At 62.1% G+C, this 25,615-nt stretch carries 23 protein-coding genes and 2 pseudogenes; 3 read left to right on the forward strand and 22 right to left on the reverse strand.

The annotated features are described in order from the left end of the window. The 5 genes from CN933_RS29095 to CN933_RS29115 form a co-directional block, all read right to left on the reverse strand. Positions 1 to 219, reverse strand: a 219-nt coding sequence (locus CN933_RS29095) for an electron transfer flavoprotein subunit beta/FixA family protein (protein WP_522954421.1), incomplete at its 3' end; no start/stop codon positions are given. A gap of 16 nt (positions 220 to 235) precedes the next feature. Beyond that, positions 236 to 1,093 (reverse strand): sugar phosphate isomerase/epimerase family protein, encoded by an 858-nt coding sequence (locus tag CN933_RS29100; protein ID WP_102763177.1) that lies wholly within the window; start codon positions 1,091 to 1,093, stop codon positions 236 to 238. A gap of 1 nt (position 1,094) precedes the next feature. Then, positions 1,095 to 2,243, reverse strand: coding sequence for a dihydrodipicolinate synthase family protein (locus CN933_RS29105; protein ID WP_102763178.1), 1,149 nt, complete (start codon positions 2,241 to 2,243; stop codon positions 1,095 to 1,097). Between the two features lie 8 nt (positions 2,244 to 2,251). Then, positions 2,252 to 3,028 carry a 3-ketoacyl-ACP reductase gene (locus CN933_RS29110; protein ID WP_522954423.1) on the reverse strand — a complete coding sequence of 259 codons (777 nt, stop codon included), beginning with the start codon at positions 3,026 to 3,028 and terminating at the stop codon, positions 2,252 to 2,254. Next, positions 3,028 to 4,170, reverse strand: a complete 1,143-nt coding sequence (locus CN933_RS29115; protein WP_102763180.1) for an acyl-CoA dehydrogenase family protein — start codon at positions 4,168 to 4,170, stop codon at positions 3,028 to 3,030. The genes CN933_RS29110 and CN933_RS29115 overlap by 1 nt, the downstream gene beginning before the upstream one ends. A 159-nt stretch (positions 4,171 to 4,329) precedes the next feature. Between CN933_RS29115 and CN933_RS29120 the strand changes: the two genes are divergently transcribed. Next, positions 4,330 to 5,346, forward strand: a complete 1,017-nt coding sequence (locus CN933_RS29120; RefSeq protein ID WP_102763181.1) for an aldo/keto reductase — start codon at positions 4,330 to 4,332, stop codon at positions 5,344 to 5,346. Between the two features lie 107 nt (positions 5,347 to 5,453). Here CN933_RS29120 and CN933_RS29125 read toward each other — a convergent pair whose 3' ends face one another. The 3 genes from CN933_RS29125 to CN933_RS29135 are packed head-to-tail and all read right to left on the reverse strand — an operon-like array spanning position 5,454 to position 9,064. Beyond that, positions 5,454 to 6,713 (reverse strand): glycerate kinase type-2 family protein, encoded by a 1,260-nt coding sequence (locus CN933_RS29125; RefSeq protein ID WP_102763182.1) that lies wholly within the window; start codon positions 6,711 to 6,713, stop codon positions 5,454 to 5,456. Between the two features lie 12 nt (positions 6,714 to 6,725). Next, positions 6,726 to 7,496, reverse strand: coding sequence for an enoyl-CoA hydratase/isomerase family protein (locus CN933_RS29130; RefSeq protein ID WP_102763183.1), 771 nt, complete (start codon positions 7,494 to 7,496; stop codon positions 6,726 to 6,728). After that, complete coding sequence (locus CN933_RS29135) at positions 7,493 to 9,064, reverse strand: acyl CoA:acetate/3-ketoacid CoA transferase (protein WP_102763184.1); 1,572 nt, start codon at positions 9,062 to 9,064, stop codon at positions 7,493 to 7,495. Before CN933_RS29135 ends, CN933_RS29130 begins: the two co-directional genes overlap by 4 nt. A gap of 123 nt (positions 9,065 to 9,187) precedes the next feature. Here CN933_RS29135 and CN933_RS29140 point away from each other — a divergent pair, with 123 nt between their 5' ends. After that, complete coding sequence (locus tag CN933_RS29140; protein ID WP_180980841.1) at positions 9,188 to 10,009, forward strand: aldo/keto reductase; 822 nt, start codon at positions 9,188 to 9,190, stop codon at positions 10,007 to 10,009. Between the two features lies 1 nt (position 10,010). Here the strand turns inward: CN933_RS29140 and CN933_RS32145 are convergent. The 9 genes and pseudogenes from CN933_RS32145 to CN933_RS29180 form a co-directional block, all read right to left on the reverse strand. Next, positions 10,011 to 10,274 (reverse strand): annotated as a pseudogene (locus CN933_RS32145) (type II toxin-antitoxin system RelE/ParE family toxin). Between the two features lies 1 nt (position 10,275). Beyond that, positions 10,276 to 10,441, reverse strand: a pseudogene (locus tag CN933_RS29145) (ribbon-helix-helix domain-containing protein); the annotation flags it as partial. A gap of 81 nt (positions 10,442 to 10,522) precedes the next feature. Beyond that, positions 10,523 to 12,118 carry a GMC family oxidoreductase gene (locus CN933_RS29150; RefSeq protein WP_102763186.1) on the reverse strand — a complete coding sequence of 532 codons (1,596 nt, stop codon included), beginning with the start codon at positions 12,116 to 12,118 and terminating at the stop codon, positions 10,523 to 10,525. Further along, the gene (locus tag CN933_RS29155) at positions 12,118 to 13,614 is read right to left on the reverse strand and encodes an aldehyde dehydrogenase family protein (RefSeq protein WP_102763187.1); all 1,497 of its coding nucleotides are present in this window, start codon (positions 13,612 to 13,614) and stop codon (positions 12,118 to 12,120) included. Before CN933_RS29155 ends, CN933_RS29150 begins: the two co-directional genes overlap by 1 nt. A 153-nt stretch (positions 13,615 to 13,767) precedes the next feature. Next, entirely contained in the window at positions 13,768 to 14,802 is a 1,035-nt protein-coding gene (locus tag CN933_RS29160) for a zinc-dependent alcohol dehydrogenase (RefSeq protein WP_180980842.1), read from the reverse strand. Between the two features lie 9 nt (positions 14,803 to 14,811). Further along, positions 14,812 to 15,753 carry an ABC transporter permease gene (locus CN933_RS29165; protein ID WP_102763188.1) on the reverse strand — a complete coding sequence of 314 codons (942 nt, stop codon included), beginning with the start codon at positions 15,751 to 15,753 and terminating at the stop codon, positions 14,812 to 14,814. A 7-nt stretch (positions 15,754 to 15,760) separates the two neighbouring features. Next, positions 15,761 to 17,272 carry a sugar ABC transporter ATP-binding protein gene (locus CN933_RS29170; protein ID WP_102763189.1) on the reverse strand — a complete coding sequence of 504 codons (1,512 nt, stop codon included), beginning with the start codon at positions 17,270 to 17,272 and terminating at the stop codon, positions 15,761 to 15,763. A gap of 10 nt (positions 17,273 to 17,282) precedes the next feature. Further along, entirely contained in the window at positions 17,283 to 18,248 is a 966-nt protein-coding gene (locus CN933_RS29175; protein ID WP_102763267.1) for an ABC transporter permease, read from the reverse strand. 74 nt (positions 18,249 to 18,322) lie between these two features. Continuing rightward, positions 18,323 to 19,435: a sugar ABC transporter substrate-binding protein gene (locus CN933_RS29180; RefSeq protein ID WP_180980843.1), complete on the reverse strand. Its 1,113-nt coding sequence runs from the start codon at positions 19,433 to 19,435 to the stop codon at positions 18,323 to 18,325. 254 nt (positions 19,436 to 19,689) lie between these two features. On the opposite strand from CN933_RS29180, the gene CN933_RS29185 reads away from it, so the two are divergent. Next, on the forward strand, positions 19,690 to 20,349 hold the full coding sequence (locus CN933_RS29185) for a TetR/AcrR family transcriptional regulator (protein WP_102763191.1): 660 nt from the start codon (positions 19,690 to 19,692) through the stop codon (positions 20,347 to 20,349). 12 nt (positions 20,350 to 20,361) lie between these two features. Here the strand turns inward: CN933_RS29185 and CN933_RS29190 are convergent, their stop codons facing one another. The 5 genes from CN933_RS29190 to CN933_RS29210 all read right to left on the reverse strand — a co-directional run bounded on the left by CN933_RS29190 (position 20,362) and on the right by CN933_RS29210 (position 25,591). Continuing rightward, positions 20,362 to 21,366, reverse strand: coding sequence for a zinc-binding dehydrogenase (locus CN933_RS29190; protein ID WP_102763192.1), 1,005 nt, complete (start codon positions 21,364 to 21,366; stop codon positions 20,362 to 20,364). Between the two features lie 48 nt (positions 21,367 to 21,414). Continuing rightward, the gene (locus CN933_RS29195; protein ID WP_102763193.1) at positions 21,415 to 21,933 is read right to left on the reverse strand and encodes a VOC family protein; all 519 of its coding nucleotides are present in this window, start codon (positions 21,931 to 21,933) and stop codon (positions 21,415 to 21,417) included. Between the two features lie 164 nt (positions 21,934 to 22,097). Further along, positions 22,098 to 23,750, reverse strand: coding sequence for an ABC transporter ATP-binding protein (locus CN933_RS29200; protein WP_102763194.1), 1,653 nt, complete (start codon positions 23,748 to 23,750; stop codon positions 22,098 to 22,100). Further along, positions 23,747 to 24,664 carry an ABC transporter permease gene (locus tag CN933_RS29205; RefSeq protein WP_100673310.1) on the reverse strand — a complete coding sequence of 306 codons (918 nt, stop codon included), beginning with the start codon at positions 24,662 to 24,664 and terminating at the stop codon, positions 23,747 to 23,749. The genes CN933_RS29200 and CN933_RS29205 overlap by 4 nt, the downstream gene beginning before the upstream one ends. 12 nt (positions 24,665 to 24,676) lie before the next feature. Continuing rightward, positions 24,677 to 25,591, reverse strand: a complete 915-nt coding sequence (locus CN933_RS29210) for an ABC transporter permease (protein ID WP_180980849.1) — start codon at positions 25,589 to 25,591, stop codon at positions 24,677 to 24,679. Positions 25,592 to 25,615 lie beyond the last annotated feature (24 nt).

The following is a 25,615-nucleotide window of genomic DNA, read 5'->3' on the forward strand; positions in this document are numbered from 1 at the left end:
CCTGAGCGTCTCTTCCGCCTTGGCCGGGCCGATCGACACGACCACCACTTCACTCGCCTTGCCGGCTTCCTTCAGCCGCAGCGCCTCTTCGACCGAGATCTCGTCGAAGGGGTTCATCGACATCTTCCCATTGGCAAGCTCGACGCCCGTTCCATCCGCTTTGACCCGGATCTTGACGTTGTAGTCGACGACCCGTTTCACCGTCACAAGTATTTTCATGGATTCCTACTCTCTGTCAGCAACAGTTGCGGAAACGCTCGACCATCACGTCCAGCACCTCGCCGGGATCGCGCTTCCACCAGTCGTTCGCGGAAAAGATTTCGACCTCGCAAGGGCCGCGATAGCCGGCGCCTTCAACGAATGAACGGATCGTCTTGAGATCGGCGACGCCGTCGCCCATCATGCCGCGGTCGAGAAGCACGTCATTGGTTTCGGCGAGCCAGTCGCAGAGATGATAGCCATATATTCGCTCGGCGCCGGCACGGTTCAACTGCCGTTCAAGCTCCGTGTCCCACCAGACATGGTAGACATCCACGGCTATGCCGACATTCGGGGCAGCTATGCGATCGCAAAGGTCCACGGCATCGCGAAGCGTCGTGAGGCAGGAGCGGTTGCCGGCGTAGACGGGATTGAGCGGCTCCAGAGCCAGTTTCACGCCGCTTGCCTGTGCGCAGGGAGCCGCCTCGGCAACGCGGTCCGCAACGATCTTCAGGCTTTCGGCAATCCCTTTGGTCCCCGGATGCACGCCTCCGACGACGATCGTTAAGACCGGAGCCCCCAAGGCTGCGGCCATGTCGATCGACCTCTTGAAGTCGTCGATGACGCTTTCGACATCCGTCGCCTGGGTGCCTACCAGAAAGGGCGTCCGGCACAGACCCGCCACGGCAAGCCCGGCGGAACGAACCCGTTCGCCGATCTCCACGGCGCGTGCGCCGATCTCGCGCCGCCAGAACACGATGCTCCCGAAGCCGCGCTCGGCACAGGCATCGATGACCTGTTCGCTAGTCCAGCTCGCACCGCGGCCCTCGAGGTTGTGGCCGAGGCTCGCCGTGTTCAGTGCAAGGGCCGAGTGATCCGAAGAGAAGTCCCTCATCTCACACCCCGTAGACTGCGAGGAGACGCTTCATGCGGGTGACGGCCACTTCCGGATCGCGAAGGAGACCGCATTGATCCGCTAGGCGGAAAACCTCGGTGAAATAGGGAAGCGGCCGCATCGCCTGCGCGCCGTTCAGCATCACGAAGTGGTCCTGGAAGCCGTTCAGCCAGGCCAGGAAGACCACGCCCGTCTTGTAGTATTGGGTCGGCTCCCGGAAGATCAGCCGTGCCAGCGGCACTGTCGGATCCAATGTCGCGCGGAACGCGGCAACGTCGCCTTCGCCAAGTCTCTGCACCGCAAAAGCGGCAGCCGGCGCGAGCGGATCGAAGATGCCGAGAAGTGCATGCGAAAAACCCTGCTCGTCGCCTTCAATAAGTTCCGGGTAGTTGAAATCGTCTCCGGTGTACATCTTGACGTCCGCCGGCAGCAGCCGGCGCATCGCTATTTCTTTGTCCTTGTCGAGCAGGGAGATCTTTATGCCGTCAACCTTGCGGACGTTCGCTTCGATGACGGCCAATGCCGTCTGCATCGCGGGCTCGAATGTCTCGCCACCCCAATACCCGGCAAGCTGCGGGTCGAACATGTCTCCTAGCCAGTGCAGGATGACCGGGTGATCACAGGCATCGAGCACGTCGGAATAGACCCTGATGTAATCGTCCGGCCCCCTGGCCGCCCGAACCAGCGCCCTCGACGCCATGAGGATGATCCGCCCGCCCAGCTTCTGCACCGCTTCGACCTGATCGAGATAGGCACGTCTCACGTCGTCGATGCTGTGGGACTTGGAAAGGTCCAGATGATCGGTCCCGCAGCCGTTTGCAATCAGCGCGTCCGGCAGCTCGGCTTTTGTGCGGCGAATGAGTTCCAGGGCGCCCGCCCAGTCCAGGCCCATGCCGCGCTGGGCCGTGTCCATGGCCTCGGCGATCCCGAGCCCCAGCCCCGCAAGATAGCGGCGGAACTCCAGCGTCTTTGGCCAGTCGACGGTTGCCCGTCCTGAGGGCTCGTTGGCGGTGAACGGGTCTGCCACGACATGGGCGGCGGAATAGACGACACGAGCGGGATCGGAACCGAGGGCCGCGCCTGCTATCGCTTTGCCTGAAAGGCCGTATTCGGCCAGTCTGCCTTCGGTGTCGGGAAGAGCAATTTTCATTGGAGACCTCAAAATCGCGGAACGAGCATGCCGGCATCAGCCGAGATCGTCTGTCCTGTCGTGTAGGGGAGCCTGCCGGAGGCGAGCGAGGCGATCACGGCCCCGACCTCCTCGGGCTCTCCGACGCGCGGAAAAAGCGTCAGCCCCTGCTCCGCGCGCTCGCGATAGGAGTCGATCACCGGAGCGGTCATTTCGGTGGCGATCAGACCGGGCTGGACGTCATAAACTGCGACGTTTTCCCGCCCGAGACGGACCGCAAGCGCCTTGGAAACCATCGACGCCGCCGCCTTGGAGGCGCAATATTCCGAGCGCTGAACGGCGACCGCCACGGAATTCGACGAAGTGACGTTGACGATCGAGTGGAAAAGCGGGCTTCGCTCCCGAGCCAGAAGTCGGCGCGCGAAAGCCTGGCTCAGAAAGAACATCGCCTTGGCATTCACCCTGAGGCAACGGTCCCAGCTCTCTTCCGTCACCTCGAGAAGGTCGCCGCGCTTCAGCACGCCCACCCCCGCATTGTTGACGAGCGTCGTGAGCGGGCCGAGCTCCGCCTCGATCTTCGTAAGCGCGGCTTCGTGAGCAGCCAAGTCTGCGACGTCGAAGGCAACCGCGATCACCCGTGCGCCGTTGCTGGAGACGCGTGCGGCAGCGGCCGCCAATTCGTCGTCGGCCGACAGCCCGTTGATTGCGACGGAGAACCCTTCCCGCGCCAGGGCTTCGGCAGCGGCAAGGCCGATACCGCGGGACGAGCCCGTCACCAGTGCCACGGGTTTCGCGGTCGAAGCAATCACGCCCTTGCTCCCTTCTTCAGAAGTTCACGCGCAATGATCATCCGCTGGATCTGGTTCGTGCCTTCGTAGATCTGCGTGATCTTTGCGTCGCGATAGAGCCGCTCGACCTCGAAGCCGCGGATATACCCCGACCCGCCGAAAACCTGCACGGCGTCGGCGGTGCGCTGAACGGCCATGTCTCCGGCGAAACATTTGGCGATGGAGCAGGCCTTCGTCGCGTCAAGGCCCCGGTCGATCTTGGAGGCGGCCGAATGGACAAGAAGACGCGCGGCCTCGATGTCCTTTGCCATGTCGGCGAGCAGCCATTGCACGCCCTGGAAATCGGAAATGGCCTTGCCGAACTGCTTGCGTGTACCGGCATAGTCTACCGCCGCCTCCAGCCCCGCCTGCGCGATGCCGACGGCGAGCGCGGCGATGCCCACGCGGCCTTTGTCGAGAACGGACATCATCATGTGAAACCCGCGCCCCTCCTGACCCAGCAAAGCACCACCGGGCAGGCGCACATCGGTGAAGGTCAACGCTCCCACCTGGCTGGCTCTCTGGCCCATCTTGTGCTCTTTCGGACCTCTCTCGACCCCTGCAGAATTGAGATCCACGATAAAGATCGACATGCCGCGGTTGCCGGCCTCCTTGTCGGTCCTCGCCAGCACGAACCCGACATCGGCAACGGGCGCGTTGTGGATCCAGATCTTGCCGCCGTTCAGCATCCAGCCGTCGCCGTCGCGTTCCGCCGTCGTCCGGATGCCCGATACGTCGGTTCCCGCCTCAGGTTCGGTGATGCAATAGGCGACCTTGACGCGCATGTTCAGGACGTCGGGGAGCATGCGTTGCTGATCATCGGTCCCGTGACGAACGAGCAGCGTGGATATCAGCTCTACCAGGCCGCACTGGTCGGCAACCGACGCATAACCGCGGCTGAGTTCCTCCATCACGACCGCATAGGTCAGCGTGTCGAAACCCGGTCCGCCGAGGGGTTCGGGAACGCCGATACCGAATAGTCCGAGCTTCGCCATTTCCCCGTAGAGCTCTGCGGGGAAACGTTCCTCGCGGTCGAGCGACTCCGCCATCGGTCGGATCACCTCATCGGCAAACGCGCGCGCCATGTCGCGCACCTGCTCCTGTATTTCCGTTAGATACATGGACTTATCCCGATTTCAGTAACTATCCAGTTACATACATCGGGATGCGGCAGTCGGTCAAGCCGGAAAATCGCCGATCGCATCACGACGAGGCTTGCGCGCTGGCCCTAGCCACGCATATTATGCACCATCTGGTTACTTACATGAGGAGGTTTGTGCATGCACCCGGGAGAGAAACGGAAGTTCGGCCGCGTGGACCTAGACGTCACCGCGTTCGGGTTCGGGACAGCGCCGCTCGGAAACATTTTCCGTGAGATCGATGAAGAGGTGTCGCAGTCCATGTTCCAGCTCGCCTGGGACGCGGGCGTCCGCTTCTTCGATACCGCGCCCATGTACGGGCATGGCCTGGCCGAGCTTCGCACCGGCCATGGCCTGCGCTGGAAGGACAGGGACGAATACGTGCTTTCATCGAAAGTCGGCCGGTTGCTGACGCCCGCCAAGCGATCGACGATCGACTTTGCCCCATGGGTGAACGCGGCGCCCTTCAGCATGCGCTTCGACTACAGCTATGACGGCACGATGCGCTCCTTCGAGGACAGCCTGCAGAGGCTGGGCCTGGAACGGATGGACATCTGCTTCATTCACGACATCGACGTTTTCACGCGGGGAAGCGAACAGCCCGAAGTCTTCGGGCAGGCCATGGACGGGGCCTGGCGAGCGCTCGATAAACTCCGGTCGGAAGGCCTGGTCAAGGCGATCGGGGTCGGTGTCAACGAATGGGAGGTGTGCCACGAGGCGTTGAGGCAGCGGGATTTCGACTGCTTCCTACTTGCCGGGCGCTATACGCTTCTCGAACAGGACGCACTCGAGGAATTCCTGCCTCTTTGTGAAGAGCGAGGCGCAGCCGTGGTCGTCGGCGGAGGCTTCAACTCAGGAATTCTGGCGACGGGGGCAAGGGAGGGAGCGAAATACAATTACGCACCGGCGCCGAAGGCCATACTGGAAAAGGTGGCGCGGATCGAGGCGGTGTGCAGGACACATGACGTACCCCTTGGGGCAGCCGCACTCCAATTCGTGGTCGCGCACCCCGCCGTTCCCTCCTTCATGGCCGGCACACGGACGATCGAACAACTGCGCCAGAACCTTTCCTGGTTCAGCCACCCGATTCCCGCTGGGTTCTGGGCGGAACTCAAGTCCAAGGGGCTCCTGCGCGAGGATGCTCCGACGCCCGTATGAAGCGATTCAAGTGAGCGGGCCCTTTCCGACCATCATTCTCGGGCTTTGACGCCGAGGATGACGTTTGGCTGCGCGCATGCACTGGCTCGGAAGAGGGTAGCCGCCTTTCACCGTACCAGAATCGCCCTGAAGTCATTCACATTGGTACCTGTGGGCCCAGGCACGAACAGATCTTCGAGGCAATTGAACGCAGTCCAGGCGTCGTTGCCCGAAAGCAATGCGACCGGATCTCTGCCGAGTGCGCGCAAGCGCGTCGCACTGCTTCCGTCTGCAAATGCTCCCGCATTGTTCTCCGAACCGTCAATACCGTCGCTATCTGCCGCAAGTGACGCGAAGGGCAGGCCTTCGGCTGTGATCGCGAGCGAAAGAAGGAATTCGGTATTGCGCCCTCCCTTTCCATGCCCGCGAAGCGTTACCGTCGTTTCACCGCCCGACAGCAGAACCACGGGACGCTCGAAGGGGCGGTTGCGCAAGGCCACTTCGCGCGCGATTGCGGCATGGACTTTGCCGACGTCGCGCGCCTCTCCTTCGATCGCGTCCGACAGGATGATGGCAGGCATTCCCCGTGCTTCGGCCCGAGCCGCGGCAGCCTCCAACGAAAGCCGCGCCGAGGCGATAATCTGAGCCTCGTGGCCCGCAAAGACGGGATCGTTCGGCGACGGAGCCCTCCCGTTCTCGCCCTTCAGCCAATCGACGAGCCTCTCGGGCAGGCCGATTCGCCAGGCATCCACCATTGCGCGGGCCGTAGCGCGGTCCGTCGCGTCGGGAACCGTGGGTCCCGACGCGACCTGTGCCGGGTCATCGCCCGGGACGTCGGAAACGATGAAGCTCACTACTTTCGCCGGGTGGCAGGCGGCGGCGAGCCGCCCTCCCTTTATGCCTGAGACCTGCTTGCGGATTGCGTTCATCACGGATATCGGTGCGCCGCTTGCGAGCAGCGCCCGATTCAGGGCGATTTCATCTTCGAGAGCGAGTTCTTCGGGCGGGCAAGGCAGCAGGGCCGAGCCTCCTCCACAGAAAAGAGCAACGACGAGGTCATCCGCCGTCAGCCCGCGCACAGCTTCGAAGAGCGCGCGCGAGGCGACAAGTCCGTTTCGGTCGGGAACCGGATGGGCCGCCTCGATCACCCTTATCCGATCGCAGGGAACGGCATAGCCGTAGCGGGTGACGACGACGCCTTCGAGCGGGCCGCCCCAAAGGCTCTCGAATGCCGCCGCCAGTTGGGCCGCGCCCTTGCCCGCCCCAACCACAACGGTGCGCCCGCGCGGCGGCTCCGGCAATCGGGTGCGAAGCGCAAGCTTCGGGTCTGCCGCCCGCACGGCCGCGTCGAACAATTCCGAAAGAAAGTCCCGATCGTCAGGTGACATGAAAACCCCAGCTCATGAGCCGAACCGCGCCGGCCGCCTCTCGCGGAAGGCCGACAGGCCTTCCTGCAGGTCGTCGGACGCCGCGGCCACAGCACCCGCCAAGGCTTCGACGACCCGCTCGTTTTCTTCTTTCTCCGCTGCGTTGATGAGCATTTTCGTGAGTTCGGTCGCGCGCGCCGATCGCTTCATTACGCCTGCAGCTGCGCTTTCCGCGGCGGCGCACCCCTCGCCCGCTGCGACCACCTGATCCACCAACCCAAGGGCGAGCGCCTCCTCAGCGTTATAGACATGCCCGAAGAGCGCCATGCGCCGCACGAGCTGCGGACCGAACCTTCGCACCGCGCGTTGCGTGCCCGACCAGCCGGGAATTATTCCGAGCCCCGTCTCCGGCTGGCCTATCCTGACATGTGCCTCGGCGATCCGGAGATCGGCGCAGGCGGCGAGCTCGAGCCCACCCCCTAATGTGTGCCCGTTCAACACCGCGATCAGCGGAACCGCGAGCCGGGCCAGAGCATCGAAGGCCGCATGGCCGTCACGCACCCAATGGCGGCCGAAGGACTCGGGCGAAGCATTGCTCCAGGCATCGATGTCACCTCCGGCGCAAAACGAACGCTCCCCCTCACCGGTCAGTATCGCCACCTTCGCCGCGGAGCGCTCGATTTCGCGACAGGCCGGGACGATTGCATCGACCATCTCGCCGTTAAGCGCATTCAGCTTGTCCGGCCGGCTGATCGTCAGCCAGGCGACACCTTCCTCGATCTTCAGTCGAACCGGCTCGCTCACAGGTCTAACCCCATTGCGGTTGAAAGAAACAGGGCTTTGTCCATTTCCTTGAGGCCGTCGGCTACCCGCAGGGGCGTCGCTGCCTGATCGAGAACGTCCCTCCTCAAGTCCAAACCGGGGGCAACCTCGCTGACAACGAGCCCATCGGGCTCGAGCTTCATCACGCAGCGTTCGGTGACATAGGTGACATCCTGCCCTTGAATGCGTGCACGCCGGCCGGAAAAACTGACCTGATCGACTTTCGGGACGATCTTCGCAACTCGTCCTTCCTTGTCGATGACGAGCCGCCCGTCCTCGACGTGCATTTTCGCGCCCGCGTTGAAATTGCCCGAGAAAACGATCTTCCTTGCGCGCGCGGTGATGTCGACGAAGCCGCCTGCGCCGGCCGTGCGGTGGGGTGTCGCTGCGAGACGGCTAACATTCACCGAACCTTCCGTGTCGATTTCAAGAAATGACAGCAAAGAGCAATCGAACCCGCCCGCCTGGAAATAACAGAACTGATGCGGCGAGGCGACGAAAGCCTCGGCGTTCGACGCACAGCCGAATTTGAAATCGAGCAGCGGCACGCCGCCCACGGCGCCCTGCTCGATCACCCAGGTGATCTTGCCGTGATGCCCTTCTTCGATCAGCACGCGCGGGACGTTTGCCGAAATACCGAACCCGATATTGACCGCCCAGCCGGCCTTGAGTTCCTGCGCCACCCGGCGGGCGATCACCTTGCCGGGGTCCAGCGCCGGCGTGCGGAACGTATGAAGCGGGCGGTACAGTTCCCCGGATATCGCGGGATCATAAGCGGTCGCAGTCGTCTGCAATTGATCGGGCGCTTCGACGATGACATCGACGAGTATCCCCGGAACGCGCACGTCGTGAGGACGCATCGTTCCCTCGGCCGCGACCCTTTTCACCTGGGCTATGACGATCCCACCCGAATTGCGCGCCGCAAGCGCCATCTCCATCGCGCCGAGCGTCGCACCTTCGTGCTCGAAGGTCAGGTTGCCTCTCTCGTCGGAGGTCGTCGCGCGGATGATCGCGACATCGGGCTGAATGGGCGGAAAATGCAGCCAGTCGTCGTCGGCAAAGCGCACGCGCCTGACGATCGGCTCGGCCCGCGCTGCGGCGTTCATGGCGCAGCCTTCCTGCTCGGGATCGACGAAGGTGTCGATGCCGACCTTGGTCAGCACGCCGGGGCGTTTCGCGGCACCTTCCCTCAGCATGTCGAAGACGATGCCGGAGGGCACATTCCAAGCCGCCACCTCTTCCTTCAAAATCATCTGCCAGATGAGCGGCGGTTCGGCACTGCTCGGACCGGAAGGATACGAACCGCCGATGATCTTCTTCAGCATGCCTGGCTTGGCGATGTGATCGACCCCCTTCGTCCCGAAGAAATCTCCGGCGGCGATGGGGTGAACCGACGTCAGTGCGCGCGGATGTCCCTCCGACTCGAACCGCTCTCCGAGTGCCCTCAAAACCTCATCAGGACAACATAGGCCGGACGACGAATTGACCGCCAGCACCGCCCCATCTTTGACCAGCCCGGCGGCCTCGTGTGCGGTCATCATTTTTGCCATGCCAGGGCTCCTTTTCTTGTTGCGTAAGTAACTAACCAGTTATAGCTTAAGCACGACAAGCCGCGGAGGCAAGAGGCATTTCCTCAGCTCCTCATTTTACTGGGCCGATCAATGGGAGGACCGATGAGCGTTTATTTCGAGAAGAGTTATCAGAGAGGTTTCGGCACCTACCCACTGAAGGGCGAGCCGTTGAAGGCGGCCATTCACGAGGCCATCATGGTCGGCTACCGCGCCTTCGACACTGCACAGATGTACGGCAACGAGGCCGAAACAGGGGAAGCGCTTGCCGAGAGTGGCGTTGATCGGAGCGAGCTCTGCATCACCACCAAGGTGCACCCCGACAACTATTCCGAAGAGAAATTTCTGCCTTCGATCGAGGCGAGCCTGAAAGCCTTGCGCGTGGATCAGGTCGACGTTCTGATGCTGCATTGGCCGGCAATCGGTGGTGAGAACGCTCAATCCCTGCGTCTGCTACAGAAGGCTTTCCACATCGGACTCGCCCGCAATATAGGGATCTCCAACTACACGGCCCGGATGATGCGCGACGCACAGTCGATCATAGAGGCGCCGCTGGTGACCAACCAGGTCGAATTCCACCCGCTCATTGACCAGAGCCGGCTGCTCGACGCAGCAGAAGAGACGAAGATCCCACTGTCCTCATACTGTTCGGTGGCCAGGGGCGAGGTGTTCAAACATGCGGTCTTCGCCGAGGTCGGCGCGAGATACGGCAAGACGGCTGCCCAGGCGGTCCTTCGTTGGATCTTTCAAAAGGGTGTGTCCATGAATACCATGTCGACAAAGCCGGAGAACATCAGGGCGAACTTCGAGATCGTGGATTTCGTCCTTTCGCCGGAAGACATGAAGCGGATCGGCGCGATGAACGCGACCAACTATCGGATTCTAAAGGCCGGGATGTTGCCGTGGGTTCCGGACTGGGACCCGTAGGTCACGCGCCTCCTCCGCCCGGTCCGGACGCCGGAAACACCCAGTAAGTGGCGTCAACCGGTAGAAACCAAATTGCCATCTTGTCCCGCAAAAGAATAGGGATCCCGGAATGAATATCGGCCCGCAAAGGCCCGATATAAGACGTATCCAGGAGACGATCGAATTCGAGGCGCAGGTTGCGGATGCGTTCAGCGCTACACTCCAACGCCTCGTCAGGCGGATCTCCAAGTTAGACATAAGCGTCGAACAGATGATCGAAGATCAGCTTCGCGAAGCGCTGACGCCTCGACGGTCTCCGCTTCCGTCTTTTGACGAAGCAGTTCGAAGCCTGCTGGAGGACGGAACTCAGGCTGGATACCGGCCGCTCTCTACCAACGAACGCGCGAACGCATTTTGTTGATCGGTCAACGAGATCGACGATTTGACACTCATAGACTGAAATCCTCTGCCCACCCTCTACTCAGTAGCACATTTGGCAAATTGTGTCGGGATCCCTCCGTTACTGCCTCGCGGTCAAATGTTACCCCGGATCAGATCGGCCGCCTTCTCGCCGATCATGATGGTAGCCGCGTTGGTATTGGAGCCCACGAGACTGGGCATCACCGAACTGTCGCAGATGCGGATGCCATCAAGGCCGTGGACGCGGAGCTGCGGATCGACCACCGACATATCGTCGCGACCCATCTTGCAGGTGCATGTCGGGTGATAGGACGTCCGTCCGTATTGCCGCGCATAGGCCTCGAAGTCGGCCTGCGTCCTGACGTTCTCGTCGGGGAAGCGGATCGTCCTGATGTATTTCTGCAGCGACGGCTGCCCGAAAATTTCCCTGCTGATCCTGATGCCTTCGACCGAGATCCTGAGATCGTCCGGATCCTCGAGGAAGTTCGGGTCGACGATCGGCAGGGCGCGGGGGTCGGCAGAGCGAAGGGTCACGGAACCCCGTGACTTCGGCCGGACCGTGTAGGAATTCAAGGTCACCCCGGAGGAACCCTTTGGAACGCTAGGCACTCCGGCCTCGGCTCCCGCCCCCGCAAGGAAGTGGAACTGGAGGTCGGGATAGGGGCTTGCCCGATCGCCGTACCAGAAGGCTCCACCCTCAACAACGTTGGAGGCGACCGGCCCGGATTTGAAAAGCGCGTATTCGATCCCCGCCAAGAACATCCAGTGGAGCTTGTTGTACTTGTCGAGACTGTCATGCCCCTTCAGCTCGGCAACGATGTCCACGCCGAAGTGATCGTGGAGGTTCTGGCCGACCCCCGCCATATCCTGCACGACGTCGATACCGTGGCTCTGGAGGGAGGCGGCCGGGCCGACCCCTGAAAGCATCATGAGCTTGGGCGTTCCGATCGCACCCGAGGTGACGAGTACCTCGCTCTCCGCCCGAGCGATCTTCGCGGCGCTCCCGGTCGAATATTCGACGCCGACAGCGCGGCGGCCCTGGAACACGATGCGAAGGACAAGCGCACCCGTGATGAGCGTGAGGTTCTTGCGCGCGAGCGCCGGCCGCAGATATCCGACGGCGGCCGAGCAGCGGCGGCTGTTGCGGATCGTCGTCTGGTAGACCCCCGCGCCTTCCTGGACCGGCCCGTTGAAGTCGGGATTATAGGGCATGCCGAGCTCCTGGCAGCTTTGGACGAAAGCCCGTGTCATCGGTTGCGGATCGGGAAGGTTGGAGACTCCGAGAGGACCGTCCGTCCCGTGCCACTCGCCGGAAAGGATCGTATTGCCCTCGGACCGCAGGAAGTAAGGCTTCACCTCCTGAAAGCTCCAGCCGTCGGCCCCCTCTTCCACCCAGCGGTCATAGTCCCGCGGGTGGCCGCGCGTATAGACCTCGGCATTGATCGAGGAGCCGCCGCCAAGCACTCTCGCCTGGGCATAGGGAATCTCGCGGTTGTTTGCATGTTTCTGCGGGGCGGTCGTCAGGCCCCAGGTCATCGGCCCCGCAGTCATCTTCGCGAAGCCGACCGGCATGTGGATCAACGGGTGACGATCGCGGCCGCCTGCCTCGATCAGGCAGACGCGCACCGAAGGGTTCTCGGAAAGGCGGGCGGCCAGAACGCAGCCGGACGATCCGCCGCCGACGATGACGTAATCGAAACCTTCCATCATCAGGCAATCCAATGCGTGCGCTTGCCGATCTCGATATGGACCGATTTCACCTGCGTATATTCCTCGACTCCGTACATGCCGGCCTCGCGGCCCCAGCCGGACTGCTTGAAGCCTCCGAGCGGCATCTCCGGCCCGCCGGCCATCATGGTATTGACCCAGAAGCGGCCCGCTCGAACGCGGCGCGTGACGGTCAGGGCCTTGTCGATATTCTTGGTCCAGACGCTTGCAGCCAGTCCGTAAACCGTGTCGTTTGCCAGCTCGACCGCCTGCTCGACCGTGTCGAAGGTCATCGAGCAAAGCACCGGCCCGAAGATTTCGTCACGCGCAATCGCCATGTCGCGCGATACGCCCGAAAACAGCGTGGGCGCGATGTATTGCCCGCGACCGAGATCGACGGCGGCCCCCCCGGTCACGAGCTCCGCTCCTTCCGTTTTGCCCTTGGCGATGTAATCGAGAATGGTCGTATTTTGCGCTTCGGTCGTGATCGCGCCGACCTGGGTCGTCTCGTCCAGCGGGTCTCCGACGCGTATCCGTTTCATCTTCTCGGCAAGCAGCGCTTCGAATTCGTGCGCCACCGACCGCTCGACGATCAAGCGGGATGAAGACACGCAGCATTGCCCCGTATTGAAGCTGATGCCGAAAGCTGCGCCATCGGCCGCATCCTCTAGATCGGAGTCGGCAAAGACGATGATCGGGTTCTTGCCTCCAAGCTCCAGACCGAGCTTCTTGAAGTTGCTGTCGGCGGCCGCATGCACGCAGGAACGCCCAACGGAGGTTGAACCCGTGAACGACAGCATGTCGATGTCGGGATGCTCACTCACGGCTTGACCGATCGTCCGACCCGAGCCGGTGATCACGTTATACACGCCGTCGGGCAGTCCGGCTTCGGCGAGCACATCGGCAAGGATGAGAGTCGTCGCGGAAGTCACCTCCGACGGCTTCACGACCATCGTGCAACCCGATGCGAGAATGAAGGGAACGCGCTCGCACAGGATCAGGAAAGGAAAGTTCCATGGCGTGATGAGCCCGACGACCCCGATCGGCTCGCGCAGAACCATGCCGAACAATCCGTCTCCGAGCGAATTGAAGCTGTCGCCGTGCAGAAGGCGGGCCGCACCCGCGCCTACTTCGAAGCAGGCGATGCAGTGGTCGATCTCGCCGCGCGCCTGGGTGATCGGTTTGCCGTTTTCCAGCGCCTCCCAATAGGCGAGTTCATCGCGACGGGTGCGCAGGATCTCGGCCACCCGCAGCAATACCGACGCACGAGAGCCCCCCGGGAGACCAGACCAACGCCGGTCCTCGAAAGCCCGGCGTGCGGCGGCGACTGCGGAATGCAGGTCGTCGACGCTGCATTTTGCGGTGCGGGTGACCGCAATGCCATGTCCGGGCGAGTGCCGCACGAAGAGGTCATGCCCGTTTTGCCATTTGCCATCCACGAAGAAACCGAAATCCCGCGGGGCGGCCGGAGGAGAAAGGAAGTTGTTCAACTGGTCCATCGGGTGCCTCTCTATTTTAGTAACTAAACGGAAACTTGTATTAGCTGCGCGCTCGACCACGATGGTTTTAGGTCCGGCCGACCTAATGTCGTGACCGTGATCGATTCAGAGCGGGATGCGGGTGGAAACCGCGCACACTTTCCTCATCCCGCTCTAAGCATCCAGCAGTATCTGGGTCTTGAGGTGCTCGGTTCTTGCCGAAACCGTTTCGAAGGCCTCCTGAATGCGCTCGAGGGGAAAGTGAGCAGCGGTAAAAGCCTCGGTTCGGAACCTGCCATGGGACAGAAGCGTCAGCGCGTCATGCATGTCCTCCCCCATTCCCGCAACCGAACCCTTGAGACTGTTTTCCTCGAGTACGGTCCTGAGTATCTCGATCGGAACGGTTTCGCCTGGCGGGGTAATCCCGAAGAAAGCCACATGACCGCCCTTGCGGACCAGGTCGAAGGCTTGACGATAGAGCTTCGGGCTGCCGACGCTTTCGACGACGATATCTGCGCCGCGTCCGCCCGTCATCTCAAGCACCTTGCTCCTGAGCGCCGCGGTTTCCGATACCGCAGCATCCGCGCCCGCCTCGACCGCCATGCGGCAGCGCTCGCTCGATAGATCCGCAACGATGATCGGAGCCATGCCGACAAGGCGCATCATCTGGACATGCAGGTTGCCGATGGGGCCCGCTCCCAGAACCACTCCCGACCGACCGAAGGCCGCACCGGCCTTGCGCGCCGCCCGGACGACGCAGGCGACCGGTTCGACGAGCGCCAGAACGGCTTCAGGCACTCCATCCGGAACCGGGAAGACCAGACGACCGGGAAGCGCCACATATTGCGCAAAGGCTCCATCGCGCCCGATCCCGACCTGCTCCACTTCGCCGCAGTTCAGAACTTCGTTGCGCCGGCACCAGTAGCAGTTGCCGCAACCAATATTGATGTCCGCGACCACACGCATCCCGGTCTTGAGGTGCGTCACGCTTTCGCCAACCTCTGCGATCGTCCCGCAGAACTCGTGCCCGGGCACCATCGGCAACCGATCGGCCGCGTAATGGCCGTTGAAGATGTGGAGGTCGGTACCGCATATGCCCGCCCGCGTTACGCGGATCAGGACGTCGGCCGGACCAATCTCGGGAATGCCGACTTCTCTGACTTCAAACCGGCGCGGCTCCACGAGAACGGCAGCTTTCATCGTCGCCATCCTTCTCTCCTACTTCACCGTCCTGAGCTTGGCCCGGTCGATCGTCAGGGCGATGGCGCCGATGAGGACGATGCCGAAGACCATTTGCTGTTGTGTCGCATCGATCTCGAAATAGAGCATCGAGGCGCGAATGACCGCTACGATCAGGGTGCCGATAACTGTGTTGAGGACCCCACCCACTCCGCCCGTCAGCGGAGTTCCGCCTACGAGAACGGCGACGATCGCCGGCAACAGGAAGCCGTTGGCGATCGTCGGCGCTCCGCCCGAAAGCTTGACTGCGAACAGGAGGCCGGCAATCGCCGCGAGCGCACCGGAAATCGCAAAGGCCAGTATCTTATAGCGGGCCACGTTCAAGCCCGATGCGGCTGCGGCGAGCTCGCCTGCGCCGACGGCCTTCAGCGCCCGTCCGAGAATGGTCCGGCGCTCGATGAAGAGGCAGACAACAAGGAGCACTGCAGCGATGAGGAGCTCGTTCGGCACCCCCCACGTCCGGCCGATCATCCAGCCGAAGGTCTCGTTGCGTTGCGCCGCGTCCATGTTCAGCGCGCGCTGGCCGGACAGCCATTGCGCGACCGAAAAGGCGACGCCGCCCACGGCAAGGGTGGAAATGAAGGACGGAACGTAAAGTCTCGTAGTGATGTAGCCGGACAAGGTGCCCAGCAGAAAACCCGCAGCCACGCAGAGAAGGGCCACCCAGGCTCCCATCGATGCCAGGTAGACCGAGGCAATCACGGTCACCATGTTGGCCATGGACTGGGCCGACAGGTCGATGCCTCCGATATAGATGGCGAAGGTCAGGCCGAGCGCCATGATGAAGAGCGGCACGATGTCGCCTGCGAGGCTCATGAGGTTTTGCGGCTTGAGAAAACCGGGATCGGCCATCCCGACGATGGCGACGAGCACCGTGAGCGTGATCCAGGGCAGGTGCGGTTTGAGGTGTTGTAGGTCCATCTTATCCTCAGATCATGTAATGCAGGAGGTCATAGAGGGAGGGCTTCGCGCCGGGTGCGCAATCGAACCGTTTCTGGATACTGCCATCCTTGACGACGACGATCGTATGGGAGAGGCCAATCGCTTCTTCGAGCGTGTCTGCCACCAGGACGATCCCGACGCCGGCATCGTTCATGGCGCGGATCATTTCGTAGACGTCCTCCTTCGCCCCGATGTCGAGACCTCGCGTCGGGTGATCGAGCAGCATGATATCGGCGCCAGCGGAGCGCCATTTGGCGAGAACGACCTTCTGCTGATTGCCGCCTGACAGATTGCCGCAATCCGCGAGCTCGGAATGGGCCTTGATGGAGAGCTTCCTGATCCACTCCCGCGCGAGCGCGCGCTCCTTTCCGACCTGCAGAACGCTTGCGGTCGAATGCTTCTTCATCTGCGAGAGGGTCATGTTCTCGTAGACATTCATGCCCGCCACGATGCCCTCGATCTTGCGCTCGCGCGGAACATATCCGACACCGAGGCCGACCGATTGACGCGGCGAATATGCCTTCACCTCCTGTCCCTTGATCTTCAGGCGTCCGCCGGTGGGGCTGAGCATGCCGTAGATTGCGCGCAATATTGCTTCCCGGCCCGAGCCTTCGGTTCCGACGAGGCACAGGACCTCACCGGCGTGAAGCCTGAGCGAAATGTCCCTCGTGCGGCCCGGCAGGTCGATGCCGGACATTTCGACCAGGACTCTCGAGGGATCGTAGGGCTTTTGAAGCTGCTCCCGGTAATATTGCTTGTCGACGTTCCGCCCGACCATCTTGTGCTGGATCGATTCGGCATCGGCTCCGCGCCCGCCCCGCTCGACGACGTCGACCACCTGTCCGTCCTTCATCACGTAGATCCGGTCCGACAGCTCCATCACCTCGTCCATTCGGTGCGAGACGAATATGAAGGAGGCACGGGTCACGAGCTCGCGCACGAGCTTGAACAGGAGTTGCACTTCGTCCTTCGACAGGACCGAGGTGGGCTCGTCGAGGAGGATGACGAGATCGCCGTCGACCCGCTCTTCGAGTGTGAGGACCTTTGCGAGTTCGACCAGTTGACGCTGGGCGAAGGACAACTTCGACGTGACCGTTGAAGGATCGATGTCCAGCTTGACCTTCGCAAGCTGTGCTTTCGCGGCCTTGGCCATCTCCTTCCAGTTGATGACGCCGAGGCGGACGAACTGCTGCTCGTAGCCGAGGAAAATGTTCTCCATCACAGTGAGGTTGGGGATCAGGGACTGCTCCTGAAACACCATCCCGATCCCTTTTTCCATCGCCTGGCGGGGGTTCGCGAAGCGCACGGCATCGCCGTTGATGAGGATCTGCCCGCCATCGGGCTGGTAGGCGCCATAGATCACCTTCATCAGGGTGGATTTTCCCGCGCCGTTCTCTCCTACCAGCCCGACGATCTCGCCGCGTTTAATATGGAAGTCGATCGCCTTCAGCGCATGAACGCCGGGGAACTTCTTGTCGAGGGACTTCAGCTCGTACATGGGCTCACCCTCACTTCACGAAAGAGACAAGCTTGCGATCGGTCGACAACACGACGGCAAGGATGACGAGGAGGCCCAGGACGCCGTCCTGAAGGAAATCCGGCAGACCGATGACCACCATGCCGTTGTTGATGACGCCGACGATAAGGACGCCGATCAGCGCATTCCACACGCCGCCGATGCCGCCCCACAGGGCCACCCCTCCGACGACGACTGAGGTGATCGATACGAACATGAAATTGGAACCCGTGACGGACTCCGCTTGCCCGATGCGTGCGACGACGAGGACTGCCGCAATCGCGTAAAACATGCCTGCAAGCCCAAAGCCGGCGATGCGCACGCGGCTGACGTCGAGGCCCGAGGCATGCGCCAGTTCTTCTCCGCCGCCGACCGCATAGAAGTTGCGGCCGAGCCTTGTGTGTTCCTGGATGAACCAGGCGACGATCAGGAATACGGCGGCCACGTACACCATGAGCGGGAAGCCAAGCCATCTGACGGTCAAGAGGCCGCGGAACGCCGGATCGCCGACCCGCACTATGTCGCCGCCCGTGACCAGAATTGCGGCGCCGGTTCCGACGAAACCCATGGCGAGGCTCGCCATGAACGAGGGTACCCGCAGTTTGACGTGGATCAGGCCGTTCAGGAAGCCTATAAGCCCGCCTATGATCAGGACCAGCGGAACGGCGAGCCACGCCGTGCCCAGCAAGGTGCCGCCGAGCTTTATGAAGGCAAAGGAAAAGAGCACGGCCGTAAGCGAGATGACACCTTCCATGGAAAGGTCGATCGAGCCCATGATGATGATGAAAGTCACGCCCACGGCCACCATCAAGGCGGGGGCGGATGCGATGGCGATGCGCGCGAAGTTGCGGGCCGAGAAGAATGTCGGGTTCAAAACCGTAAAGAAGATCACAAGCGCGACGAGCACCAGAAGAGGCGCCCATTTGATCAGGGTCTCGCGCGATATGGGCCGGGTCACGATGGGCACCTTTCGCATGGTCTCGGATAAAGATGACGGGGACGGTCGGCTGCGCGCCGTCCCCTGAAAAAGCGTCAGGACCGATACTGAATCTGTCCGTTCGAAGGCCCCCAGAAGTCGGCCCAATCGTATTTCGGAACCGAATCCAGATACTTGGCCTTGAATTCCTCGGCATCCTTCTTGCTGACCAGGACGGTCGGTCCGTAGAACTCGCGATGCTCTTTCGGCTCTTCCGACGGCTTGAAGCTGCCGATTGCCGCATGGTAGGCGAGCGCCGAGGTGATGCCACCGCCCCAGTGCGGATTGGTGAAGACCGTCGCGAGCAGCTGGCCGTCCATGACCATCTGCACCGCTTCGGGATTGCCGTCATAGGACACGATCGGCATGCCCTCGAGGCCTTCGGCGCGCAGCGCCTCGATGACGCCGTAGGCGATGTTGTCGTTGGCGCAATGCACACCCTTGATCCTGTCGCCGTAGCGGGTCAGGAAGGACGACATCAGTGCCGCGCCTTTCTGCGTGTCCCAATCCGCCGGCTGCGCATCGAGCAGTTCGATGTTGGGAAAGTCCTTCAGTGCATTCTTGAGGCCGTTGAGCCGCTCGACCGCAGGGTTGTTGGCGGCAATGCCGCCCAGGTGGACGACCCCGCCCTCGCCGCCCATGGCTTCGAACAGGATGCGTGCGGTTTCTTCGGCGGGCTTCTCGTCCGACCAGGTCATGTGCGACACGTAGTTGTCGCCGAAATCCCATGGATGGAGATCATCGGTCTTGTTCCAGATCGTGGCGATGTAGCCGCCCGCAGCCGACACTGCCTCGACGATCGGCCGCGCATTCGGGCTGTCATTGGCATCGCAGGCGAGGGCGCACTTTCCATTGTTCTTGGCAAGGAAGGCCTTGATGTCGGCCAGAGATTTCTCGGAGGACCCTTCGTTGATCAGGCTTACGAGCGCGCTCTTCGGCTTGCCGAGCGATTCGACGAACGCTTCGCCGCCGGAAACGACCGAGTTCCAATAGGCCGAAGCGCGGTCGCGATAGCTCCAGGCGATCGCGGGATCCCTCAATGCAGCGCGCGCGCCGCCGCCAAACGGGTTTGGCAGGACCGCTGCCCCCAGACCTGCGGCCGAGGCAAGCAGAAAGTGGCGACGGCTGATCGTCTCACGCTCGATGAAGTTCTTGATGAATGTCGACATTCGCATTCCTCCCAATGCAGTTGAGTGTCCGGCACCGACGGCTTCATGGAGGAGAAGGATCATTCCCCGCCCGCATCTTTCTTCCGCCGCCATTGCCGTTAACGCACTAACTAGTTACTTGTTTAGTGTTGCATGAGTCAAGGGTTTTCGTATATTTTCATGAAGCGAACATCTCGGCAGGCGGCTTTGACGGCTATACCGGCGGGCGTGTATGAGTCGGGCAACACAAGCTATGAACGCGCGAAGGTCAGACCTTGAGAACGACGAGTGCACAGAAAGCGAAAGCAGCCGGGAAACCGCGGCTGCGCGATGCCGAAGCAACCAAGGCGCGCATCCTCGAGGCCGCGAAGAAGGAATTCGCGAAAAACGGCTTGGGGGGCGCCAGGGTGGACGTGATCGCCGAGAAGGCAAACGCCAACAAGCGGATGATTTACCACTACTTCGACGGCAAGGACCACCTCTTCCAGACCGTTCTCGAAGACGCCTATAACGGGATCCGGACCGCGGAACAAAAGCTCAACCTGAATGACCTTGAACCCAAGGCCGCCCTTGAAAGACTCGTGCGTTTCACCTGGGAATACTATCTGAAGCACCCGGAGTTCATAACGCTGGTCAACAGCGAGAACCTTCATCGCGCCAAGCACTTGAAGAAGTCCCAGGTGGTCCGTGCAACCAGTCGAAAATTCGTCGGCATGGTCAAGGAACTGCTGGAGCGGGGCGTTTCCGAGGGGGTTTTCCGGCCGGGAATCGACCCGGTGCAACTGAACCTCACCATCGCGGCCATCGGCTATTACTACATCACCAACCGCTTCACCGGTTCGATCGTTTTCGAGCGTGACCTGATGGCGAAAGACGCGCTCGAAGAGCGCGTTCAATTCAACATAGAGACCATCATGCGCATGGTCTGCGCTTAGATAACGATACCTTCAGCCGGGTCCGTCGAAATTGGTCCAATCAAGGACGATGAACGGTTCGTCCATATGCCTTGCGGCAATGTCTGCGTAGAGAGAGGCAGGATCGGCCGGAGAAACGCGGCGCAGCAGTCCGTCGAGTTCAATTCTTCCCTCTGCCAGCCAGTCGAGTGCCCGGGCGAACCCTCCGAAGACGCTGTGACGCGCGTTATTGTAACCGCCCAGCAGTTCCTCCCACTCGAATGCACGCGCATGGACCGGCAATTCCCATTCCCAGCCCGACCGCAGGGTTACAAGGTTGAAGAAAACCGCGTGCAGAATCTCATGCGCGGAGATCTCGGTCAGCTTGCGCCATGGAACGCCAACCAGGACGACCTCGCCCAGGCGGCGAACGATGCGGCATGCGTCGAGCACGGCCCCTTCGTGGCCGGAACAATCAAGAACGAGCGCGACCTGCCCTTGAAGCGACGACTGAAGCGGGACACGCTCGCGGCAATCGGAGATGCCGCAACTGGCGAGTTGCGCCCTTCTCAGCGGGTCCGGATCGACGACGGTAATGCGGTAACCGGAAATCTTGAAGAGCTGCGCCGCGAGAAGACCGACCGGGCCGGCTCCAGTGACGACGACGTGATCGCCAGGCCGGGCCTTCGTCGTCATGAGGGTCGTGAGCGACACGCCCATGAGGCGCGAGAGAACGGCGATCTCGGGCCTCATGCCGGCCGGCAATGGAACCGTGTCCCGCGCCATATGCGTCTGAGTGCTCCGGTGCATGCCCATCGCGAAACGCAGTTCACCGGGCAGAACACCAGCCACGCCGTCCGCCACATCTTCCACCTCGAAAACAGCAGAGTAGCCGGGCCGAATTGGAAAAACATCGCCATTCGCCCAGCCGAGTTCGGTGCCGGGGCTGACCAGAGTACAAAGCGTCCGCCCGCGGACTTCGCCGAAGTTTAGCGGCAAGTCCTCATACCGGTCGAGTCGGAACGTCTGCTTCGCAGGGATCGTTATCTCGTGGGGCAAGCGCACTCCTTTCCGCCGGAGACGGCGTTCTTGCGATGAATGATGAAATCACTCTCCCGTTACCGGGGACCACTGCTTCGGCCCACCGGCCCGCTCATAGCCCAGCGCACCGTTCATGCTTACGAGTTCGAGGAACTGCCCCCACGGCGCACGCAGGTAGAGCCAGGTGAGGCCCTGCATCGCGCCGGCGTCCACGAATGTCGGCCCCTCCAGCACGTCGACGCCCGCCTGGCGCAGCCGATCCGCGGCCGCGTGGCAGTCATCCACCTCAAACGCCAGATGAAAGCCGCCGGGTTGACTGTTGCGCTTCAATGGCTCGTCGCGGCCTTCCTCGCCCGAATATTGAAAAAGTTCGAGATTGGTGCCGTTGCCAATTCGAAGAACCTTTATGTTCTCGATCCTGCAGCCGGCAGGCACGCCGAGCCTTCTCTGCATGAAGGCGTCGTCCGCTTCGATGCGTCCGGTCTCCAAACACGTCACGGCGCCGAAGGCAGCTTCGAAGAAGCGAACCGCCTCCTCCAGATGCGGCACGGTGAAGCCGATATGCTGCATGCCGAACACTCTCATCGATCCCCTCCCCGGTCATCGGTCGAAACAGCAGCTACACTGCAATTATGATGTAACTGGTTAGTGCGTTATATTTACTGCTGCAGACATGAGTCAAGCGCTCGGGGGACAGAGCGCACCTGAGTATCCGACCGGAAAGCCGTTTCAAACTTTCCCGGAATGCTCTACCCCGCGATCGGCGCCGGATCGCGCTGCAACCACTTCGGCTGCGGAACGGCCCGCAGCAGGGCTTGCGTGTATTCGTGCCGAGGCGAGACGAAAAGGGCTTCCGTCTCGCCTTCCTCGACGATCCTGCCGCGCTGCATCACCAGGATCCGGTCGGCGAATTGGCGCACGATGGGCAGATCGTGGGTAATGAAGATGTAGGAGAGGCCGAGGCGCTGGCGGAGATCGGCCAGAAGCTCGATGACCTGCATCTGAATCGACACGTCGAGCGCCGAAACCGCCTCGTCGCAGACGATCAGCTCGGGTTCACTGGCGAGTGCCCGGGCAATGGCGATGCGTTGCCGCTGCCCGCCCGAAAACTGATGCGGATGCCGTTCAGCATGCTCCGCCTTCAAGCCGACAAGCTCCAGCAGCTCCACGACTCGGTCGTTCCAACGTCCGCGCGGCAGGATGTCCCCATGGATCGCCCAGGGTTCGGAAATGATCGAGCGGACGTTCATGCGCGGATTCATCGACCCGAACGGATCCTGGAACACCATCTGCACCCTTCGGCGGAAATCGTCGAGCGCCCTGCCCTTGAGCTTGAAAATGTCCTCGCCGGCAAAGAGTGCCGCGCCCGACGTCGGCACGTTCAGTCTCAGCAGCATGCGTGCAATGCTCGATTTACCCGAACCGGACTCGCCAACGATACCGACCGTTTCCCCGCGCCGAAGCGTGAAACTGACGTCGTCTACGGCCTTGAACTCCCGCTTGGGCGAGAACGGACCGGACCCCAGCTTGTAATGCTTGCTTAAATGGGCGACCTGCAGCAGGACCTCGCCCTGTGCGGCATTCCGAGGCGCTTTCGGCGCGTCGGCATGGGGCACGGCCGACATCAGCCGGCGGGTATAGGCGTGGCTCGGATTGGTAAACACGTCCTCGGCCTTGCCGCTCTCCACCACCTTGCCGCCATTCATCACGATGATCCGATCCGCCATGGCCGCGGCGACCTCGAGATCGTGGGTGATCATGATCAGCGCCATGCCGGTCTCGCGCTGCAGGTCCCGCAGGAGTTCGAGGATTTGTGCCTGAACGCTGACGTCGAGTGCCGTGGTCGGCTCGTCGGCGATCAGGATGTCCGGCTTCAGCGCGATCGCCATGGCGATCATCACGCGCTGCCTCTGTCCGCCCGAGAACTGGTGCGGATAATAGTCGATCCGCTCGTCGGCTTCAGGAATTCCGACCCGTTCGAGCAGCCGAACGACCTTGTCGCGCACCGCACCCCCCTCGCCTCCGCCATGGCTCTCGAACACCTCGGCGATCTGCCTGCCGACAGTATAGACCGGGTTGAGATAGGCCAGCGGATCCTGGAAGATCATGGCGATGCGGCGGCCGTTCAGTTCACGCCGGCCTTCGTCATCGAGGCGGGAAAGATCCGTCCCGTCGAACACCAGCGAGCCCGAGACGATGTCGCCCGGCGGGCAATCGATCAGCCCCATCACCGTTCCGGTGCTGACGCTCTTTCCCGATCCGCTCTCGCCCAGGATGACGAGGGTTTCCCCCGGGCAGACGTCGAACGAGACGTCGTCGACGGCACGCACGGGGTCGCCTTCGGACAGGAAGTCGACCGTGAGTTTATCGATCCGCAGTATGGGTTTGTCCGGCGCGTTCATCGCGGAGCCTTTCGCAGCGATTGCAGACGCCAGCGCTGCAGCGGATCGGCGACGGTCCGGGCCCAGCTGGCGAGAATGTTCAGGGAAAGCGTCGTCAGCAGGATCGCGAGCCCCGGCCAGAAAGCGATCCACCACGCCGTCTTCAGATAACCGCGGCCGTTGGCCACCATGGCGCCCCAGGTGAAATCCGGAGGCTGAATGCCAAGCCCGAGGAAACTCAAGGAGGATTCGGCCAGGATGACGGTAGCGAAATCGATCGCGGCTATCGTTACCAGCGTCGGCAGCACGAGCGGCGCGATATGACGGAACAGGATGCGTCCGGTACTTGCGCCCATGGAGCGCGCGGCACTGACGAACATGCGTTCGCGCAGTTCGAGCACTTCGGCCCGTGCGGTGCGGATGAAGATGGGCATGCGGGTAATCGCCAGCACGATCACGAGGTTCGTCATGCTGGGACCGAGCGTATAGAGCACGATGAGCGCCAGCAGCAGCGAGGGAAAGCTCATCACCACATCGGCCAGGCGCAGGATGACGTGGCTGTACCAGCGCTCCGAATAGCCGGCGGCAAGGCCGAGAATGCCGCCTAAAGCCATGGAGCAGAAGACGGCAGCGGCCGCGATGCCAAGCGTGTTCTGCGCCCCGACGATCAGCCGCGCCAGGATCGGCCGCCCGAGCGTATCGGCTCCCAGAATGTAGATGAACCCGTGTTCCAGTGCGAAGGGCGGCAGGTTGCGTTGCCTGAGCCCGAGCTTGCCCGCAAGTTCGCCGACGAAGAGCGGTCCGACAAGCACGCAGACGATGAGCACGAAGAGAAAGACGGCTGCGCAGAGCGCCAGCTTGTCCCGGGTGAGATAGATTGCGAGCTGCCGCAGGGCGCCGGGCGATCTTACGGATGGCAATGCCAGGTCGGTCATTGTCGCCTCCCCTCAGTAGCGGATGCGCGGATCGAGCACTGCGTAAAGAAGATCGATCGCGATGTTGACGATGAAGATGGCGATTGCCGTGACGAGGATCGTCGATTGCACCACGGCAAAATCGCGCTGAATGATCGAATCGATCATCAGCTTGCCGATGCCCGGCCAGCCGAAGATCGTCTCGACGACGACGGCGCCGTTGATCAGACCGGTCGCCAGGTCGCCGGCGACGGTGATCACCGGCAGCAGCGAATTCCTGAGCGCGTGACCGAAGATGATCTTGCGACGCTTCATGCCTTTGGCGTGGGCGGTCTTGATAAAGGGCGAGGCGAGCGCAGAGATCATCGTGCCACGCACAACCTGGACCAGCAGCCCGAAGGGACGCAGCATCAGCACGACGATCGGCATGATCCAGTGCAGGGCAGTGCCCGTACCCGACGTCGGCAACATGCCGAGCCCGACCGCGAAGACGAGAATGCCGACGATCGCGATCCAGAAATCGGGAGTGCTCGCACCCGCCAGCGAAACGAGACCGGCGACGCGGTCGAACAGGCTCCCGGGACGGGCAGCGGCCAGCGCGCCGACGACGATGGCCAGAACGGTTGCGAGCGTCATCGCGACCAAAGCCAGCTTCAACGTGGCCGGAAAGGCCTCGAGAGCGACCTCGATCGCCGACCGGTTCTGCCGCAAGGACTGGCCGAAATCCAGGGATAGGAGGTTGTGCAGATACTGGAAGAACTGCACGTAAATCGGCTGGTCCAGACCGTTCAGGCGGGCGAAGGCCTGGCGCGCCTCGAGACTTGAATCGAGCGGCAGGTAGAGGGCCGACGGATCGCCGGTCAAACGCGTGAGGAAGAAGACGAGCGTCAGCAGGCCGATCACCGAAATTACGCTGTGATATGCCCGCCGGCCGATATAGCCGAGCATCATGCGGAGCCTCTGGATTCCCTT

Origin of the sequence: Sinorhizobium sp. M4_45 (assembly GCF_002885915.1) — a bacterium.
GTDB classification, from domain to species: domain Bacteria; phylum Pseudomonadota; class Alphaproteobacteria; order Rhizobiales; family Rhizobiaceae; genus Sinorhizobium; species Sinorhizobium meliloti_A.